Genomic DNA, 15,534 nt, shown 5'->3' with positions numbered 1-15,534 from the left:
CGCCTTGTCAGGCGTGCCGGCCGTCCGGGACCGATGGGTCCGGGGCCGCGGCGCGTCCTTCGTCGTTTCTTGCGGGATCGGTCATGCGCCTTCTTCTGTCCTTGCTGATGGCCTTCGTGATGCTGGCGCTTGCCGGCGCCGGGGGGCTGGTCTTCCTGTTCGAGCATTACGACAACGACCTGCCCGACTATACCAAGCTGGCGAACTACGAACCGCCGGTGACGACGCGCATCTATGCCGGCGACGGTCGGCTGATGGCCGAATTCGCCTCGGAACGCCGCGTCTTCGTGCCGATCGACGCCATGCCGCGCCGGGTCATCAACGCCTTCATGGCGGCCGAGGACAAGAATTTCTACGCACACCAGGGCGTCGACCCGCTCGGCATCCTGCGCGCGATCCTGACCAACATCGAGAATTTCGGCCGCGACCGCCGGCCGGTGGGCGCCAGCACGATCACGCAGCAGGTCGCCAAGAACATGCTGCTGACCAACGAGGTGTCCTTCGCCCGCAAGATCAAGGAGGCGATCCTGGCGGTCCGCATCGAGCGGGCCTTCACCAAGGACCGCATCATGGAGCTGTATCTCAACGAGATCTTCCTGGGGAACCGGTCCTACGGCGTGGCCGCGGCGGCGATGAACTATTTCAACAAGGCGCTGGACGAGCTGAGCATCGAGGAGGTCGCCTTCCTGGCCGCGCTTCCCAAGGCGCCGTCCAACTACAACCCGGAACGCCAGCATGACGCCGCCATCGCCCGCCGCAACTGGGTGATCGGCCGCATGTCGGAGGATGGCTACATCACCCCCGACGAGGCCAAGTCCGCGCAGGGCCGGCCGCTGCAGACCCGCAAGCGCGACGACCAGGAGGTGGTGACGGCCGAATATTTCGCCGAGGAGATCCGGCGCGAGCTGGTGAAGCTCTATGGCGAGCAGGCGCTGTACGAGGGCGGGCTGTCGGTCCGCGCCTCGATGGACCCGCAGTTGCAGACGGCGGCGACCAAGGCTCTGCGCGACGGGCTGATCGCCTATGACCGCCGCCATGGCTGGCGTGGGCCGGTCGGCCGGATGGATAATTTCGACAACTGGCCGAAGAAGCTGGCCGCCATGCCGCCGCCCGCCGGGTCGGAGGGCTGGAAGCTGGCCGTCGTGCTGAAGGACGATCAGGCCGACGGTCTCGACATCGGGCTGACCGACGGCAGCCGCGGCCGCATCCCCCTGTCGGAACTGCGCTGGGCCCGCCCCTGGAAGGAGGGCGAGACCCTGGGGCCGGCGGTCCGCAAGCCGTCCGACGTCGCCAAGCTGGGCGACCTGCTGCTGGTCGAGCCGGTGAGCGGCCCGGCCGGCAAGGACGAGGACGAGAAGCCGGCCAAAAAGGGCGACAAGGCTGCGGCGAAGGAACTGCCGCCCGGCAGCTACGGCCTGCGCCAGATCCCGACGGTGCAGGGCGGGCTGGTCGCGCTCGATCCGCACACCGGCCGCGTGCTGGCGATGGTCGGCGGCTTCTCGCCGGCCATGAGCGTGTTCAACCGCGCCACCCAGGCGCTGCGCCAGCCCGGATCCTCCTTCAAGCCCTTCGTCTATCTGACCGCGCTGAACCAGGGCTTCACCCCGTCGTCGCTGGTGATGGACGCGCCCTTCTCCTTCGATCCGGGCGGCGGGCAGCCGGTCTGGCGGCCGGAGAACTACAGCCACGAGTTCTACGGCCCGACCCCGCTGCGCGTCGGCATCGAGAAGTCGCGCAACGTCATGACCGTCCGCCTCGCCCAGCAGATCGGCATGGACAAGGTCAAGGCGCTGGCCGAGAAGTTCGGCATCGTCGACAACCTCCAGCCCTACCTGCCGATGTCGCTGGGAGCCGGCGAGACGACGGTGCTGCGGCTGTCCACCGCTTATGCCATGCTCGACAATGGCGGCAAGCGGGTGGTGCCGACCTTCATCGACCGCGTCCAGGACCGCAACGGCAAGACCATCTTCCGCCACGACAACCGCGCCTGCGAAAACTGCTCCGCCGTGGCCTGGAAGGACGGGATGGCGGTGCCGGCGGTGCCCGACACCCGCGAGCAGGTCAACGACCCGCGCACCACCTACCAGATCGTCTCGATCCTCGAAGGCGTGGTTCAGCGCGGCACTGCGGCGGCCCTGAGGTCGCTGGGCAAGCCGCTGGCCGGCAAGACCGGCACCACCAACGACAGCCATGACGCGTGGTTCATGGGTTTCTCGCCCGATCTGGTGGTCGGCACCTACATCGGCTTCGACCAGCCGCGCTCGCTGGGCGGGCACGAAACCGGCGGCTCGGCCGCGGTGCCGGTGTTCAAGGAGGTCATGCAGGTGGCGCTGAAGGACAAGCCGGCCACCCCGTTCCGCGTTCCGCCGGGGCTGCGTCTGGTCCGCGTCAATCCGGCGAATGGCCAGCTGGCCCAGCCCGGCGACAGCCGCGCGATCTGGGAGGCCTTCCTGCCCGGCACCGAACCCAACCCCGACCAGCCGCAGATCGTGCTGGACGGCTCCTCCCAGGGGAGTTTCGGCGATCCCAACGCCGGCCCCAATTCCGCCATGGGCTTCGGCGCCACCCAGCCGGGCGTCCCGGCCCCGCCTGCCGCGGCGACGCTGGGGACCGGCGGGCTGTACTGAGCGGAAGATCGAAGGGGCGTCCTCGCGGGCGCCCCTTTCGTCAATGCGCTACCGGTGCCGACAGCGAGGCGATGGCGTCCGCCGGTGCGACCGGGCAGGTGCCGAGCGGGCGCAGGTCGGGGGCCAGCGCTGCGAACATGGCGCGCACCCCGTCCTCGTTGACGTGCAGGGCGTCCATGAACAGCTCGTCCCTCTGCACGGCGCGGCGGGCGTCGATCATGGTGACGCCGGCGGGCAGCCGGGTCTTCAACTCGGCAAAGAAGGCGTCGAAATTCCTCAGCTTGCCGGCATAGGTCGGGAAATAGGGGGTGACGACCACCGCGACCTGCGTGCCATGCTCCCGGGCGCTGCGGACGATGCGGTCGAGTGCCCGCCAGTTGGCCTCGTCGGCGGTCATCAGCTCGTCGGGGGCGGCGGCGAGCTGGGCCTTCAGCGGGGCGGGGATGGCGCCGACCAGCGTGCGGTCGGCGGCCGGCTTCAGTAGCCCGGCGGCCAGCCGCATGGTCTGGTTGTTGTTGAAGGTCATCAGGTGGAAGGCATGGTTGGCCAGCCACAGCGTCTCGTTCTCCTGCCGGACGAAGGCGTCGATGCGCGGCGAGTAATGGGCCAGCATCGGCAGGTCGGCGAGGTCGTGCGGGTTGTCGACCAGCCCGGTCGGCTCCAGCACAAGCAGGCGCGGGGCGCCATGCCGCTCGACATAATCCTCCCACAGCAGCGCCGACAGCACGGTCGGGGCGCCGCCCATGCCCAGGTTCAGCGCCTCGCCGCAGGCCGTCTCCCGCAGTGCGGAGACCGGGAAATGGTTGTCCGCCCGCGAGTTGCCGAGCACGACCACATCGACCGGCCGGGCATCCGGGTCCGGCTGGCGGTAGATCGCCATGAAGCGGTCGCTGGAGCGCAGCAGCAGGTCGCCAAGCGCCGAGGCGAGAACCCGGTCCATCGCCGTGACGGTGGCGAGGATCAGCACGATGCAAGCCAGAAGGCGGTACATGGGGGTGGTCTCCGTCCGGTCGGGTCAGAACTGGAAATAGATGAAGGCGTGGTTGGCGAAGCTGCCGAACAGCAGCATCACCAGGATCAGGGCGGAGCAGGCCATCGACCGCGCCACCACGTTGGTTCCGGCATAGCGGCGGCCGGCGCCGCGCTCGACCAATGCGTCGACCAGCAGCACGATCAGGCCGGTGACGGCGACGCGCAGCAGCGAGCTGGCCTGCTGGTTGCCCTGCTGGAGGCCGAAATCGCCGTCGGCGATGATGCCCAGGATGGTCCACACGGTTTGGAGATTGTCGGCGCGGAAGGGCAGCCAGGTCAGCGTCACCACGGCGAACACCAGCCCGACCATCACCAGCCGGCCGGCGGCCAGCGCCGGGCCGCCCAGCCGCAGCGGGCTGACGGCGGCCAGCCGGCGCAGGCCGTCCTCCACCAGCATCAGGCCGCCATGCAGGGCGCCCCACAGCACGAAGGTCCAGTTGGCGCCGTGCCACAGGCCGGAGATCAACATGGTGATGACGACGTTGCGGATGCGCAGCCAGCGTGTCCGGCTGCCGCCCATCGGCACATAGACATAGTCGCGGAACCAGGTGGACAGCGAGATGTGCCAACGCCGCCAGAAGTCGCGCATGCCGGTGGCGAAATAGGGGCGGGCGAAGTTGTCGCACATGGTGTAGCCGAAGATCTGTGCCAGCCCAATGGCGATCAGCGAATAGCCGGCGAAGTCGCCGTAGATCTGGAGCGAGAAGCAGGCCAGCCCGATGAGATGCTGGAGGGCGTTGAAGAATTCCGGTTGGTGGAAGCGGGCATCGACCACCACCGCGGCGTTGTCGGCCAGCCCGATCTTCAGGAAATAGCCCCAGATCACCTTTTCCAGCCCGGCGAAGCGTTCCTGGAATGGAATGTCGCGCGGGCGCTGCTGGATTTGCGGCAGCAGGTCTCGGGCCCGCACGATCGGGCCGGCCACCAGCTGCGGGAAGAAGGCGACGAAGGTGGCGTAGCGCATCAGCGACCGTTCCGGCTGCTTCACCTCGCCGGTGTAGAGATCGATGCCGTAGCTGAGATTCTGGAAGGTGTAGAAGGAGATGCCGACCGGCAGCAGGATGTCCAGCGTCCGCCGCCCGATCTCGATCCCCAGCGAGGCCAGCGCGATCTCGGCGCTGTCGGCGAAGAAGTTGTAGTATTTGAAGTAGAACAGCATGCCCAGGTTGGCGCCCAGGCTGATGAACAGGTACAGCTTCCTGGTCTGGCGGTCCGTCGAATCGGCGATCTTCAGCCCGCAATAGAAGTCGATGAAGGTGCTGAGCGCCAGCAGCCCGCAGAACCGGTAATCCCAGTAACCATAGAAGATGTAGCTGGCCGCCAGCAGGAAGGGCGTGAAGGCGCGCGTGCGCGCCAGCGCCATGAAGCCGGCGCTGAATACCGTGATGAACAGCAGGAAATTCAGGCTGGTGAAGCTCATCATGCCCCCGGCAGAGATGCTCGGCGCCTCTGCGCGACCGCGCAAGAAAGGCGAAGTTCGGAGGCGAAGATAACCACGATTTCGGCGATTTCCCGCAGCCGCGGTAGGGTTGTGCCGCCGGCTATGGGGCGTACTCTGAAATCAACTTGGCGGATGATTCCAAACGGTTAGGACCACCAAGCCGGGGCTGGGCCATACACGAAAGTGGCAAGCCATCCCATTACGCGCGCATTGCCGCCCTCCGGCCGGTCATTAAGAGGGTGCAAGCCGGAGACCGAGCCGCTACATATGCACCCGACATATCTTTCAACTCTGGCTGACGAGGAGGCACCGCCATGCGGGCCGAGATCGAAGCGGCCGCCGGCGAGATCAGAGAATCGCTGGCGCTGCTGAGGAGGCATCTTTGACTGGGACAATGCACTGCGGCGTCTCGACGAACTGAACAACCTCGCCGAGGATCCCAAGCTTTGGGACGATCCCTCGCGCGCCCAGACCATCATGCGCGAGCGCACCCAGCTCGACACCTCCGTCGCCGGCTACCGTGCGCTGGAGCGTGACCTGTCCGACAGCCTGGAACTGATCGAGATGGGCGAGCTGGAGGGGGACGCGACCGTCGTCGCCGATGCCGAAGCCCAGCTCTACGGCCTTCGCAAGCGGGCCAACCAGCTCCAGATCGAAAGCCTGCTGTCGGGCGAGGCCGATGCCAACGACTGCTTCGTCGAGGTGAATGCCGGCGCCGGCGGCACGGAGGCCCAGGATTGGGCGCTGATGCTGATGCGCATGTACACCCGCTGGGCCGAGCAGCATGGCTACAAGGCCGACTGGCTGGACGAGACCCCGGGCGAAGAGGCCGGCATCAAGTCGGCCACCGTGCAGATCAAGGGCCACAACGCCTATGGCTGGCTGAAGACCGAGGCCGGGGTGCACCGTCTGGTGCGCATCAGCCCGTTCGACAGCCAGGCGCGGCGCCAGACCAGCTTCGCCGCCGTCTCGGTGTCTCCGGTGATCGACGACAAGATCGACATCGAGATCAACGAGAAGGACTGCCGCATCGACACCTACCGGGCGTCAGGCGCCGGCGGCCAGCACATCAACAAGACCGACTCGGCGGTGCGCATCACGCACATCCCGACGAACATCGTGGTGAGTTGCCAGCAGGAGCGGTCGCAGCACAAGAACCGCGCCAAGGCGTGGGACATGCTGCGCGCCCGCCTGTACGAGCGGGAGCTGAAGATCCGCGAGGATGCCGCCGCCGCGCTGGAAGCGACCAAGACCGACATCGGCTGGGGCCACCAGATCCGGTCCTATGTCCTGCACCCCTACCAGATGGTGAAGGACCTGCGGACGGAGGTGGAGACCTCGCAGAGCCAGGCGGTGCTGGACGGGGCGCTCGATCCCTTCCTGGAGGCGGCGCTGGCCTCCAGGATCAAGGGCCAGAGCGACGATGCCCACGCCGCGGGCGGCTGACGGCACCGGGAATGGGAAGGGCGGCCGCAAGTGGCCGCCCTTTTCGATTCAGGTCGCCCTTTTCGATTGGGCCTATTGGAATGAAAAAGCCGGCGTGGCTGTTTCAGGAACCTGTGCGACCAATCAACCGGAGTATTCGTCCTATGAACCGTTACCTGCTTCCGGCCCTGTTCGGAGTCCTCCTCATGGCGTCGCCGGCCTTTGCAGCCTGTGAGTCTTCGGATAACTTGCCGCAGGAGATGTACCAGGCCTTCGTCTCGGGCACCCAGGAGGCGCTGAACGAGCATGGTTTCAACGCCGGTTCGGTGGACGGCAAGATGGGCTCGCGCACCCGTACGGCGATCCGCTCCTACCAGCGTGCGGCCAAGCTGCCGGTCGACGGCTGCGTCAGCCAGGGTCTGCTCGACCATCTGAACTTCAGCCAGCCGAAGATCTACGCGCCCGGCAAACGCTGACGGGCACGCGGTTTGGTGGTGGGTCAGGCCAGCATGTCGAGCAGCCGGCGGCTGTTCTCCTGCGTGGCCTGCAACACCTTGGCGTTCGCCGCGAAATCGACCTGGGCCGAGCTCAGGTCGAGTACCACCGCCGGATCCAGGTTGCCAGAAGCGATCTGTTCCGACGCCGCCGCGACCCGCGCCTGGGCGTCCTGCATCCCGTCGGCCGCACTGCTTTGCGGCGGGTAGGGTGCGGCGGCGGTGGCCGATCCGATGTCCATGGGCGGGTTCTGTCCGGCTGGTTGAGCGGCCAGGATAGCGGCGGGCGGGTTTAGGGTTTGTGAATGAGCCGGGTTTAACCCGCGGCAAGCCAGTCCGCCAGCCGGCCGAGAAAGGCCGCGGCCTGGTCGGGGTCGTGCAGGCTCCAGCCGGCCGCGGTCGGCGCGGGGGTTTCCATCACCCGGATGCCGATGCCCGCCGCCGGTCCTAGTCCGGCCAGTGCGCGGAAGGCATCCTCGTCGGTCTCGTCGTCGCCGAGATAGATCGGCACGGTTCCGGTCCCGTCCAGTCCCAGCGCCTCCAGCAGGGCGAGAACGGCACGGCCCTTGTCCCAGGGCAGGTTCGGGCGCAGCTCGAACAACTCCTTGCCGCCCGTCATGCGCAGGCGCGGCCGGGTCTCCACCGCCTCGCGGACCGCGTCGGCGACCGCCGGCTTGTCGGGCGGGGCGACCTGACGGGTGTGGATGGCGATGGCGAAGCGCTTGCGCTCGACCAGCGTGCCGGCGATGCCGTCCAGATGACCGCGCAGATGCCGTTCGGCATCGTCCAGGTCGGGCAGATACTCGACCCCGACCTGACGGCGCAGGTCCGGCCCGCGCAGGTCGAAGCCATGGCTGCCGGCATAGACCAGCCCGTCGACCGCAACCATCCCGGCGAGGTCGTCGAGATCGCGGCCGCTGACGAACGCCACCGGGCACAGTGCCGACAGCCGCCGCACCACCGCACGGGCCTGCTCCGGCATCACGGCGAGTTCCGGCCGCGGGGCGATGGCGGCCAGCGTGCCGTCGTAATCGAGGAACAGGGCAGGGTTGCGGCCGGCGAGAGCCGCGGTGAAAGCATCGAAGTCCGCAAAGGCGGATGGGGTGGAGAAGGTCACGGAGAATCCTCGCGCCGTTGCCTGAACTGGCGGCGACCGGCCGGCACGCCGCAGGATGGAAACGGCCGGAACCCTGGAACCGCCCGTGGAACCGCCCGGATCGGACGCGTGGAATGGCCATGCTGTGGCCGATCGGCAACATTTTCCCCTAAAAGCTTCGGCCCCACGCAGGGGCCGGCTTTGGAGGTTGCAGCACCTCCCGCTTCTGGTACTGTTGCAGTGCAGCAAGCGATTGCTGCGTCGCCCTTCTTGGGCGTTTCCTCCCTAAACTCAAGGCCGCTGTATTCAGCGGCCTTTTTTCTGCCAGAAAGCCCCTAGGGAAGGCAACCCCTGACAAAAGTCATAGCGCTGCGATCCGAAGGCATCGAACGCAGCGGTTGACCCGCCGGATGAGGCACTTACGGCCCATCGGCGGTCCCGTGGGCGGTCGTGCAGGGACCATGCATGGGGCTTCGGCTTTGCCGAAAAACCATTCTAAGACAATGGGTTCGTGCGGAACGGCCAAGCCGTTCCTCGTCGCGGCGCGGGGCAGTCCGGTTGGCAGCGCGCCTGCCCGGCGACCGGGATGCCGTTGGGACCGCAGCCGATGCGGCAGCTCATATATTTTTTTTACGGGTGCAGGCTTTTCGGGACTGGGGGCGAAAAACCGCCGCAGGCGAACGGAGGGGCTGCCCCCGGCAGGCGAACTGTCGTATAGAACCTGTCTAACACGCATGCCAGCCGCCATCCACAGGAGCCGTTCCCATGGACATCGCAATCATGGTTCTCGCCGTCGCGTTCTTCTTCTGGCAGACCATCACCGATTGATCGGATGCAATCGGGCCGGCTCCTGCCGACCGGTGCGCGCAAAAAGGGCGGTCCCGGCGGACCGCCTTTTTTTCATGCCATTGTTCGCGCCGCCGCGTTTGGGAAATGGGGGCGAGCGGGCCGGCGTGAATGGTCAATCCGCGGCGATGGGCGGCTCCAGCCGGGCATGGGCCGACGCGATCAGCTGCAGCGTCTCCATGATCGAGCCGATGGCCTCATGGAGGTCGGCCTGTTTGTCGCCGGGCAGTTGTGCCAGCACCGTTTCCAGCTCCACCGCCGCATCCTGCAAACGGGCGCAGGCATGTTCCAGATGGCGGCCGGTGCCCAGGTCATTTGCAAAATGCAAATGGGCCGACGATTTTCCCGGCCGTGTCGCGTTCCGGTTTGCAAAATGCAAATGAACGCCGTTGCCCGTGGCCCGCGTCCCCAACTTCTTCCGCATCATGGGCATACCCCCGTTCGGTCCGACCCGGGAATGCGCAAGTCCCGTGCCAGCGCGTGATCGTTGGTTGCGATCGGGTCGAGGATGCCGGCCGGAGGGCCGCGTCATGCCGGCCACAGGCGCGCGGCGCCGCGCATGCCGCTCTCGCCGCCATGGCGGGCAACGGCCATCCGGGTGCGCGGCGTGGCCGCCAGGGTCCAGGCGCCCCAGCGTTCCATCACGGTCTCGCACAGGCCGGGCAGGGCGGACAGGCCGCCGCCGACCACGACGATGTCCGGGTCCAGCAGATTAAGCACCGGGGCGAGGGCGCGGGCCAGCGCATCGGCGTGGCGGGCGAGCGTTCCCGCCGCCACCGCATCGCCGGCCAGGGCGTGCGCGGCGATCTCCGGCGGGTCGAGGGACAGGCCGGTGCGGTGGCGGTGCAGCCGGGACAGGCCGGCTCCGCACAGGACAGTCTCCAGGCAGCCGCTCTTGCCGCAGCCGCAGGCGACCGCGGGACCGTCGGCGTCGTCGCGCCAGGGCAGCGGCGCATGGCCCCATTCGCCGGCCAGCCCGTTGGCGCCGGGCAGGATGCGCCCATCGACCACGATCCCGCCGCCGACGCCGGTGCCGAGGATGATGCCGAGCACGACGCCGCCGCCGGCCGCGGCGCCGTCCGCTGCCTCCGACAGGGTGAAGCAGTTGGCGTCGTTGGCGATCCGCACCGGCCGGCCGATCCGCCGCGCCGCGTCTTCGGCGAAGGGGCGGCCGTCCAGCCAGGGCAGGTTGACCGCCCGCACCCGGCCGGCGGCGGCATCGACCACGCCGGGCAGGCTGATGCCGACGCTTCCGGTTTCACGGGGGGCGGCATCGCAGGGCCCGGTTTCGCCGCCGCATCGGCCGTCCAGCGCGGCCACCGTCTCCGCCAGCGCGTCCAGCGTGGCGTCGTAGCCGCGGGGGGTGGGGCGGCGGTGGCGGGCGCATTCCGTCCCATCCGCGTCGAGCGCCACGGCCGCGATCTTGGTGCCGCCCAAATCGATTCCGAGTCGCATGCTGTCGCCGTCCGGATGGAAGGGGGAGGGGTGCTTCGGGGCCAACCCTATACCGCCGCCCTTTGTGGCGGGCCAGCGCCGCGTTCACGCCGGAAGGGTCAATCCACCCACCCCGGAAGAGAGGGGGCGACCGCCCTTTGCCCCGTCGGGGCTTGGGGGACGCATCACTAGAGTCTCAGCAGCGCTTCCTTCACTGATCGGCGTCTTGAGATGTCCATGGACCGTTCTGCCCCGAAACATTCCCCGCGCGCCCGGCGCGCCGCTCCGGGCCACCACGATCCCGTCGGCACCCCTGCGGCCACGCCCGCCGAAATCCGCGATGGACTCGTCCTTGCCTTCCTGGCGCGCAAGCGGCTGCTGGTGCTGCTGGGCGATGCGGGCTCCGGGCGGCCCGCGCTGTTCCGGCAACTGGTGGAGCATGTCGAGGCCGATGGCGCCATGGCGCTTCCGGTGATGGCGTCGGTCGGTGCCCAGCTGGAGGATCTGGTCGCCGCGGCCGGCAATGGGGCGCTGCCCGATCTGGCGGCAGCGGGCGAGGAGGGCGACGGCGACTTCGATGCGCTCATCGGCGCGCTGGAGGAGCGGCTCGACCTGGCCGGCGCCGGACTGCTGGCGGTCGACAATGCCGCCGTGCTCGCCCCGCCGGTGCTGGCCGATCTGGTCGAGCTGACACGGGCGGAGACGCCGGCCGGCCGCTTCCTCCAGGTGCTGCTCTGCGGCACGCCCGAGCTGGAAGCGACGCTGGCGCGTGCCGGGCTGGCCGGCGAGCTCCGTGAACTGGGAGTGGTCTACCGCCTGATGCCCGGCAGCGGCAGTGCAGGCGGTGGGGTTGCCGACGATGCGCCGGCCTCTCCGCCTTCCGCCACACCCATCCCCGCACCGGTACAGCGTCCGGCGCCGATCCTGGCGGCTCCGTCTCCGGCAGTTCAGCCCTCCGCCGCCGTTCCGCCGGCCAACGACTGGTCCGCCGAGCAAGGGTTGGCCGAGCAACGGTTGGCCGGGCAGGGAGCGGGCGATTACGATTGGAGCGACCGTGGCGCCGAAGCGGCGGCAGGTTCCGGCGCTGCGGTGCCTCCCGGTGTGATGCCCGCCGGTCGGATGGCCGGGCAGGCGCCGCGCCGGACCGCCCTGTATGCCGGTGCGGCGCTGACCACGCTCGTCCTGCTGGGGGCCGCCGGTGCGGCCATCGCCACGGCGGTGCCCGGCGCCTCGCCCGGCCGGGCGCTGGCGATGATCGAAGAGGGTTGGACCCGCGCGCGTGCCGCCGTCGAGCGGACCGTGCAGGGGCTGGGCGGCGGCGGCGCACCGGCTGGCCCGCAGGCCGCCGCCGGCATGCCGGCGGCCCGCTCCACGCCCATCGCCACCCCGGCGCCGACCGTTCAAACCGTGCCCCTCGCAAGGGCATCCGCCGTTCCGCCAGCCACGACGGCCGAGGGACCTGCGGCCGGCACCCTGACGGTGACGAAGCCGGCGGTCCCGGCCTCCGTGGCCCCGTCGGCGACCGTCCCGACCCAGACCCAGACCCAGACCCAGACAGCGATGGTCCAGCCGGCCCAGCCGACCGTCGCGGCCCCGACGCCGGGCTCCAGGTCTGCCGCTTCCCTTTCGGGCGGGACCGCATCCGGCGGGACTGCGGAGGCGGCGCCGGGCAGCGCCTCGCTGCCGCCGCTGGAGGAGCCGTCGGCAACCCCGGCGATCCCGGCGGTGCCGCAACCGGCCGTGCCGGACGCCGAGGCTGCGCAGCGGGTGCGCGCGATGGTCGACCAGGCCCGCCGCCAGATCGCCGGCAAGCGCCTGACCACCCCGCCCGGCGACAATGCGTATGAGACGATCCAGCGCCTGCGTCAGGTCGCGCCGGCTGCGCCCGAAGCGGCGGAACTGCTGACCACCATGGAGGACACCTATCGGCGCTGGGCGATGATGGCGGAACGCGACGGCGACTGGTCGGAAGCCAGGCGCTTCTACGAGCGGGCGCAGATGGTCTCCCCCGACAGCCCCGATCTGGCCGACCGCATCCGCGCGGCGTCGGAACAGCGTGCCTACACCGGACCTGCGGCGGGAACCGGCACGGGGACCGCCGGTGCCGGCCCCACCGCGCCGGCCAGGGCCATTCCCGGCTTGCAGGACCGCGAATCGGTGCTGGCCCTGCTGCGCAACCCGGCGGAGCTGTCGCGGACGCTCCAGGGCGGCACCAGCCCGGACACCCGTCTGGACAGCGGCAAGACCCTGCTGATGATCGCCGCCGAACAGGGGCTGACCGACGCGGTGCGCGTCCTGCTGGAGCGCCGCGCCCGCACCGACCTGCGGACGTCCGACGGCGCGACCGCGGTGATGTATGCCGCCTGGGGCGGGCATGACGCCGCGGTCCGGGCGCTGGCCGACGGCGGAGCTGAGCTGGACGCCACCAACAGCGACGGCAAGACCGCGCTGATGGCCGCCGCCGCCCGCGGGCACGAGGAGGTGGCGCGTACGCTGCTCCAGCGCGGGATCATGGTCGACCGCACCACCGCCTATGGCTGGTCGGCGCTGATGTATGCCGCCAACAACGGGCACGAGGCGGTGGCCCGCCTGCTGCTCGACCATGGCGCCAACCCCTACCGCATGGACGCCAACGGCAACTCCGCCCTGACGCTGGGCGCGCTGCAGGGGCATGTCCAGGTGGTGGAGGCGCTGAAGCCGCGCTGACCTACTGGTCGAGGCGGACGGAACCGCGCCATTGGCCGGCGCTCTGTCCGCCGTTCGAATAGTGGAAGATGCCCGGCCCGTCCGGCTGGCCGTTGCTGAAGCGCCCGGCGAAGCGGCTGCCGTCCGTGAAGGTCATCACGCCATAGCCCGACATCAGGTCGCCCGACCATTCCCCCTCATAGGTCTGGCCGTTGGCGAAGCGGTAGACGCCCACCCCCTGGCGGACCGGCCGGCCCAGCCCCGGATTTGGCCCTGAATTCGCCCCCGAATTGGAGGATGGCTGCGCCCAGGCACCTTCATAGCGGTCGCCGGCCGGGAAGCCGTAGGTCCAATAGCGGCTGTCGGGACGGCTGCGGGCCCGGTCCGCCGCGGTGCGGGCGTCGCCCAGCGCACGCATCGCCTGCTGCTCCGCACCGATGGCGGGACCGTCGGGACCGGCCGGTCCCGCACCGGGCGGAAGGGTGGGGAAGCTTCTTGCGGACTCCGGTTGGAGCGGGTCGGAGGCGCCGGTGGCCGGCGGCTCCGGTGCGGGATCGCCGAAGGACGGGCCGGCCCCGATTTCGGCCTCCACCGTGCCGCGCGGGCGGGCGGCCTGCGGCGACGGATCGGCCCAGCGGGCGGCGAGGGCGCCCGCGGTGACATAGCCGATCCGTCCGGACGAGGGCCCGGACGCGGCGCGCACCCGCAGCCAGCTTCCCTCCGGCACAGCCTCCAGCACCGTCACCATCGTGCCGGCCGGAAGTTGCGCCACCCCCTGGGCGCCGACGGCCGGCCGGTCGAACAGCACGCCGGACTTCGCCATCTCGTACGCGCCGGGCGGAAGGCTGGGGGTCGTCACCACCGGGGGGCCATGGCCGGCGGTTCCTTGGCCGGGGTAGCCTTGCGGCTCTGCTGGGCTTGGGGTTGTCCGGACTGGTCGGCCGTCTGGCCGTCTGGCAAGGCATTCGGGGGTTTGGCCGCGGCGGCGACCGCCGGAACCAGCACCAGCGGGTCGCCCAGCCGGTCCTGCAGCCAGGGCAGCTGTTGCCCGTCGCTGCGCTCGGCCACCACGCGCGCCACTTCGGCCAGCGACTCGCGGAAGGGAATGCCGGGCCTGACCATCTCGCGGGCCAGCGCGGCGGCGAAGATGCCAGGCCCCTTCTCCGGCCGTGGCGGCACCGGCGGCACGCCGGGACGGTGGGCGTAGACGACGAACAGGCCGTCCGCCTCCATCGGCGTGCCCAGTGCCCCGCCGCCGACCCGCCGGGCCAGCGCATCGCCGGCGGTCGGGTCGATCACCACCACCGCCTTGCGCCCGCCATCCCTCAGGTCGCCGAGCAGCATGTCGAGGTCCAGGGCGGCGCGCGGCAGATCCTCGGCTCCCGCAGGCGCGGCGTCGGCCGGCAGCAGGAATTCCCGCTCCCCCAGACCGACCGCGAGCCCTGTGTAATAGACGAAGCCGAGATCGGCACCCGCCAGCGCCTCGCGGAAACGCTCCAGCGACGATTCCATGGCGACCCGTCCGACATCGTCCGCACGCGTCACCGAAAACCCGGCGCGGCGCAGGGCCGACGCCATGGCCGAGGCGTTGGCGGCCGCCCGGTCGGAGCGGCCGTCGAGCCCGGCGTAGCGGCCGTTGTCGATGACCAGCGCCACACGCTTCCCGGTGTCGGCCCGGGCCGGACGGTCGATGGGGGCGGCGGCCAGCAGCGCCAGCGCCAGCGCCAGCGCCGTGCCGGCCAGCAGCCTTTTCCACCGACTGCTGACGGGCCTGCTGACGGGCAGGGTGCAAAACGGCGTACGGGTGCGGAACTGGGCATTCGTCGTCAAGGCGTTCGGTCCCTCGTCATTCGGGCCGTCTTTCCGGCCGTCTTTCCGGCGGCATCCTTGCCGCCGCCCGGCCGGGCTGGCGTACCGCCGTCGGGAGCATAGCCTTTTCCGCCGTTGCACAGCCCCGCTCTTTCGGGTCCGGCCGTCGTGGCGGCGTTACCCCGCGTGGACGGTGCGGGGGGTGCGGCACACGGTACGGATGTCGCGAGGTATCGCTTTCCCTTCGCGGCGAAGCCGCCTATATGAACGGTCCTTCGCAGACAACGAGGTTCGCCATGCCGCCCGCCAAGCCGTCCGTCGTCCGGATGTCCGACACCGAAATCGCCCGCGTGCAGATGTATCTGCGCAAGACGCTGGGCAACCCCAAGATCGTGATCGAGCCGCCGGCCAAGGCCGGCCAGTCGGCCGAGGTGACGGTGGATGGCGAGTTCTTCGGCACATTGAACCGGGACGAGGATGAGGGCGAGATCTCCTACGCCCTGAACGTCGTCATCCTGGAAGAGGATCTGCCGGAGCCGCCGGCCATTCCGCGCCGCTGACCCTGGTCCAGGCTCGATCCCAGGCTGTCCGCCCTGGAGTTTCGTGCGTTTGATATGAAACGCACGAAACCCTGGCCTTATGTTT

Annotated in this window: 13 protein-coding genes; 5 read left to right on the top strand and 8 right to left on the bottom strand. The window is 69.7% G+C overall.

The window, feature by feature from the left end:
- Positions 1-83: 83 nt before the first annotated feature.
- Complete coding sequence (locus tag AL072_RS01720) at positions 84-2,627, top strand: penicillin-binding protein 1A (RefSeq protein ID WP_045581774.1); 2,544 nt, start codon at positions 84-86, stop codon at positions 2,625-2,627.
- Positions 2,628-2,667: 40 nt separating this feature from the next.
- Here AL072_RS01720 and AL072_RS01715 read toward each other — a convergent pair whose 3' ends face one another.
- Positions 2,668-3,618, bottom strand: a complete 951-nt coding sequence (locus tag AL072_RS01715; protein ID WP_045581775.1) for an SGNH/GDSL hydrolase family protein — start codon at positions 3,616-3,618, stop codon at positions 2,668-2,670.
- 24 nt (positions 3,619-3,642) lie between these two features.
- On the bottom strand, positions 3,643-5,124 hold the full coding sequence (locus AL072_RS01710) for an MBOAT family O-acyltransferase (RefSeq protein WP_245636724.1): 1,482 nt from the start codon (positions 5,122-5,124) through the stop codon (positions 3,643-3,645).
- A gap of 290 nt (positions 5,125-5,414) precedes the next feature.
- Between AL072_RS01710 and prfB the strand changes: the two genes are divergently transcribed.
- Positions 5,415-6,546, top strand: a protein-coding gene (gene prfB, locus AL072_RS01705; RefSeq protein ID WP_144428105.1) for a peptide chain release factor 2 whose coding sequence is annotated in 2 segments (ribosomal slippage) — positions 5,415-5,483 and positions 5,485-6,546 — 1,131 coding nt in all. Because the reading frame shifts where the segments join, the coding sequence is not laid out codon by codon here.
- 227 nt (positions 6,547-6,773) lie between these two features.
- Positions 6,774-7,001 carry a peptidoglycan-binding domain-containing protein gene (locus AL072_RS35480; protein WP_245636723.1) on the top strand — a complete coding sequence of 76 codons (228 nt, stop codon included), beginning with the start codon at positions 6,774-6,776 and terminating at the stop codon, positions 6,999-7,001.
- A gap of 23 nt (positions 7,002-7,024) precedes the next feature.
- Here the strand turns inward: AL072_RS35480 and AL072_RS01695 are convergent, their stop codons facing one another.
- The 4 genes from AL072_RS01695 to AL072_RS01680 all read right to left on the bottom strand — a co-directional run bounded on the left by AL072_RS01695 (position 7,025) and on the right by AL072_RS01680 (position 10,416).
- Positions 7,025-7,261 (bottom strand): hypothetical protein, encoded by a 237-nt coding sequence (locus AL072_RS01695; RefSeq protein WP_045581778.1) that lies wholly within the window; start codon positions 7,259-7,261, stop codon positions 7,025-7,027.
- A 74-nt stretch (positions 7,262-7,335) separates the two neighbouring features.
- Positions 7,336-8,136, bottom strand: coding sequence for a trehalose-phosphatase (gene otsB, locus AL072_RS01690; protein WP_045581779.1), 801 nt, complete (start codon positions 8,134-8,136; stop codon positions 7,336-7,338).
- A 940-nt stretch (positions 8,137-9,076) separates the two neighbouring features.
- Entirely contained in the window at positions 9,077-9,289 is a 213-nt protein-coding gene (locus tag AL072_RS01685) for a hypothetical protein (protein WP_245636722.1), read from the bottom strand.
- Positions 9,290-9,489: 200 nt separating this feature from the next.
- Positions 9,490-10,416, bottom strand: a complete 927-nt coding sequence (locus AL072_RS01680; RefSeq protein WP_045581780.1) for an ROK family protein — start codon at positions 10,414-10,416, stop codon at positions 9,490-9,492.
- Positions 10,417-10,632: 216 nt separating this feature from the next.
- Here AL072_RS01680 and AL072_RS01675 point away from each other — a divergent pair, with 216 nt between their 5' ends.
- Positions 10,633-13,101: an ankyrin repeat domain-containing protein gene (locus tag AL072_RS01675; RefSeq protein ID WP_082108977.1), complete on the top strand. Its 2,469-nt coding sequence runs from the start codon at positions 10,633-10,635 to the stop codon at positions 13,099-13,101.
- Between the two features lies 1 nt (position 13,102).
- On the opposite strand, the gene AL072_RS01670 is transcribed toward AL072_RS01675, so the two are convergent.
- Both AL072_RS01670 and AL072_RS01665 read right to left on the bottom strand, forming a co-directional pair.
- Positions 13,103-13,903 carry a hypothetical protein gene (locus AL072_RS01670; RefSeq protein WP_144428104.1) on the bottom strand — a complete coding sequence of 267 codons (801 nt, stop codon included), beginning with the start codon at positions 13,901-13,903 and terminating at the stop codon, positions 13,103-13,105.
- A 32-nt stretch (positions 13,904-13,935) separates the two neighbouring features.
- Positions 13,936-14,910, bottom strand: a complete 975-nt coding sequence (locus AL072_RS01665) for a caspase family protein (protein ID WP_060721685.1) — start codon at positions 14,908-14,910, stop codon at positions 13,936-13,938.
- 275 nt (positions 14,911-15,185) lie between these two features.
- On the opposite strand from AL072_RS01665, the gene AL072_RS01660 reads away from it, so the two are divergent.
- The gene (locus tag AL072_RS01660) at positions 15,186-15,449 is read left to right on the top strand and encodes a DUF3126 family protein (protein ID WP_082108912.1); all 264 of its coding nucleotides are present in this window, start codon (positions 15,186-15,188) and stop codon (positions 15,447-15,449) included.
- Positions 15,450-15,534: the final 85 nt, after the last annotated feature.

It is taken from the genome of Azospirillum thiophilum (genome assembly GCF_001305595.1).
Taxonomy (GTDB): Bacteria; Pseudomonadota; Alphaproteobacteria; order Azospirillales; family Azospirillaceae; genus Azospirillum; species Azospirillum thiophilum.
Note: the sequence above shows the minus strand (reverse complement) of the source record. Positions and strands in the feature narration are given on the sequence as shown.

Coding starts and splice junctions, on each gene's coding strand:
- AL072_RS01695 (WP_045581778.1), bottom strand. CDS start 7,261: ATGGACATCGGATCGGCCACCGCCGCCGCACCCTACCCGCCGCAAAGC.
- AL072_RS01715 (WP_045581775.1), bottom strand. CDS start 3,618: ATGTACCGCCTTCTGGCTTGCATCGTGCTGATCCTCGCCACCGTCACG.
- AL072_RS01675 (WP_082108977.1), top strand. CDS start 10,633: ATGGACCGTTCTGCCCCGAAACATTCCCCGCGCGCCCGGCGCGCCGCT.
- AL072_RS01660 (WP_082108912.1), top strand. CDS start 15,186: ATGCCGCCCGCCAAGCCGTCCGTCGTCCGGATGTCCGACACCGAAATC.
- AL072_RS01720 (WP_045581774.1), top strand. CDS start 84: ATGCGCCTTCTTCTGTCCTTGCTGATGGCCTTCGTGATGCTGGCGCTT.
- AL072_RS01670 (WP_144428104.1), bottom strand. CDS start 13,903: ATGGCGAAGTCCGGCGTGCTGTTCGACCGGCCGGCCGTCGGCGCCCAG.
- AL072_RS01680 (WP_045581780.1), bottom strand. CDS start 10,416: ATGCGACTCGGAATCGATTTGGGCGGCACCAAGATCGCGGCCGTGGCG.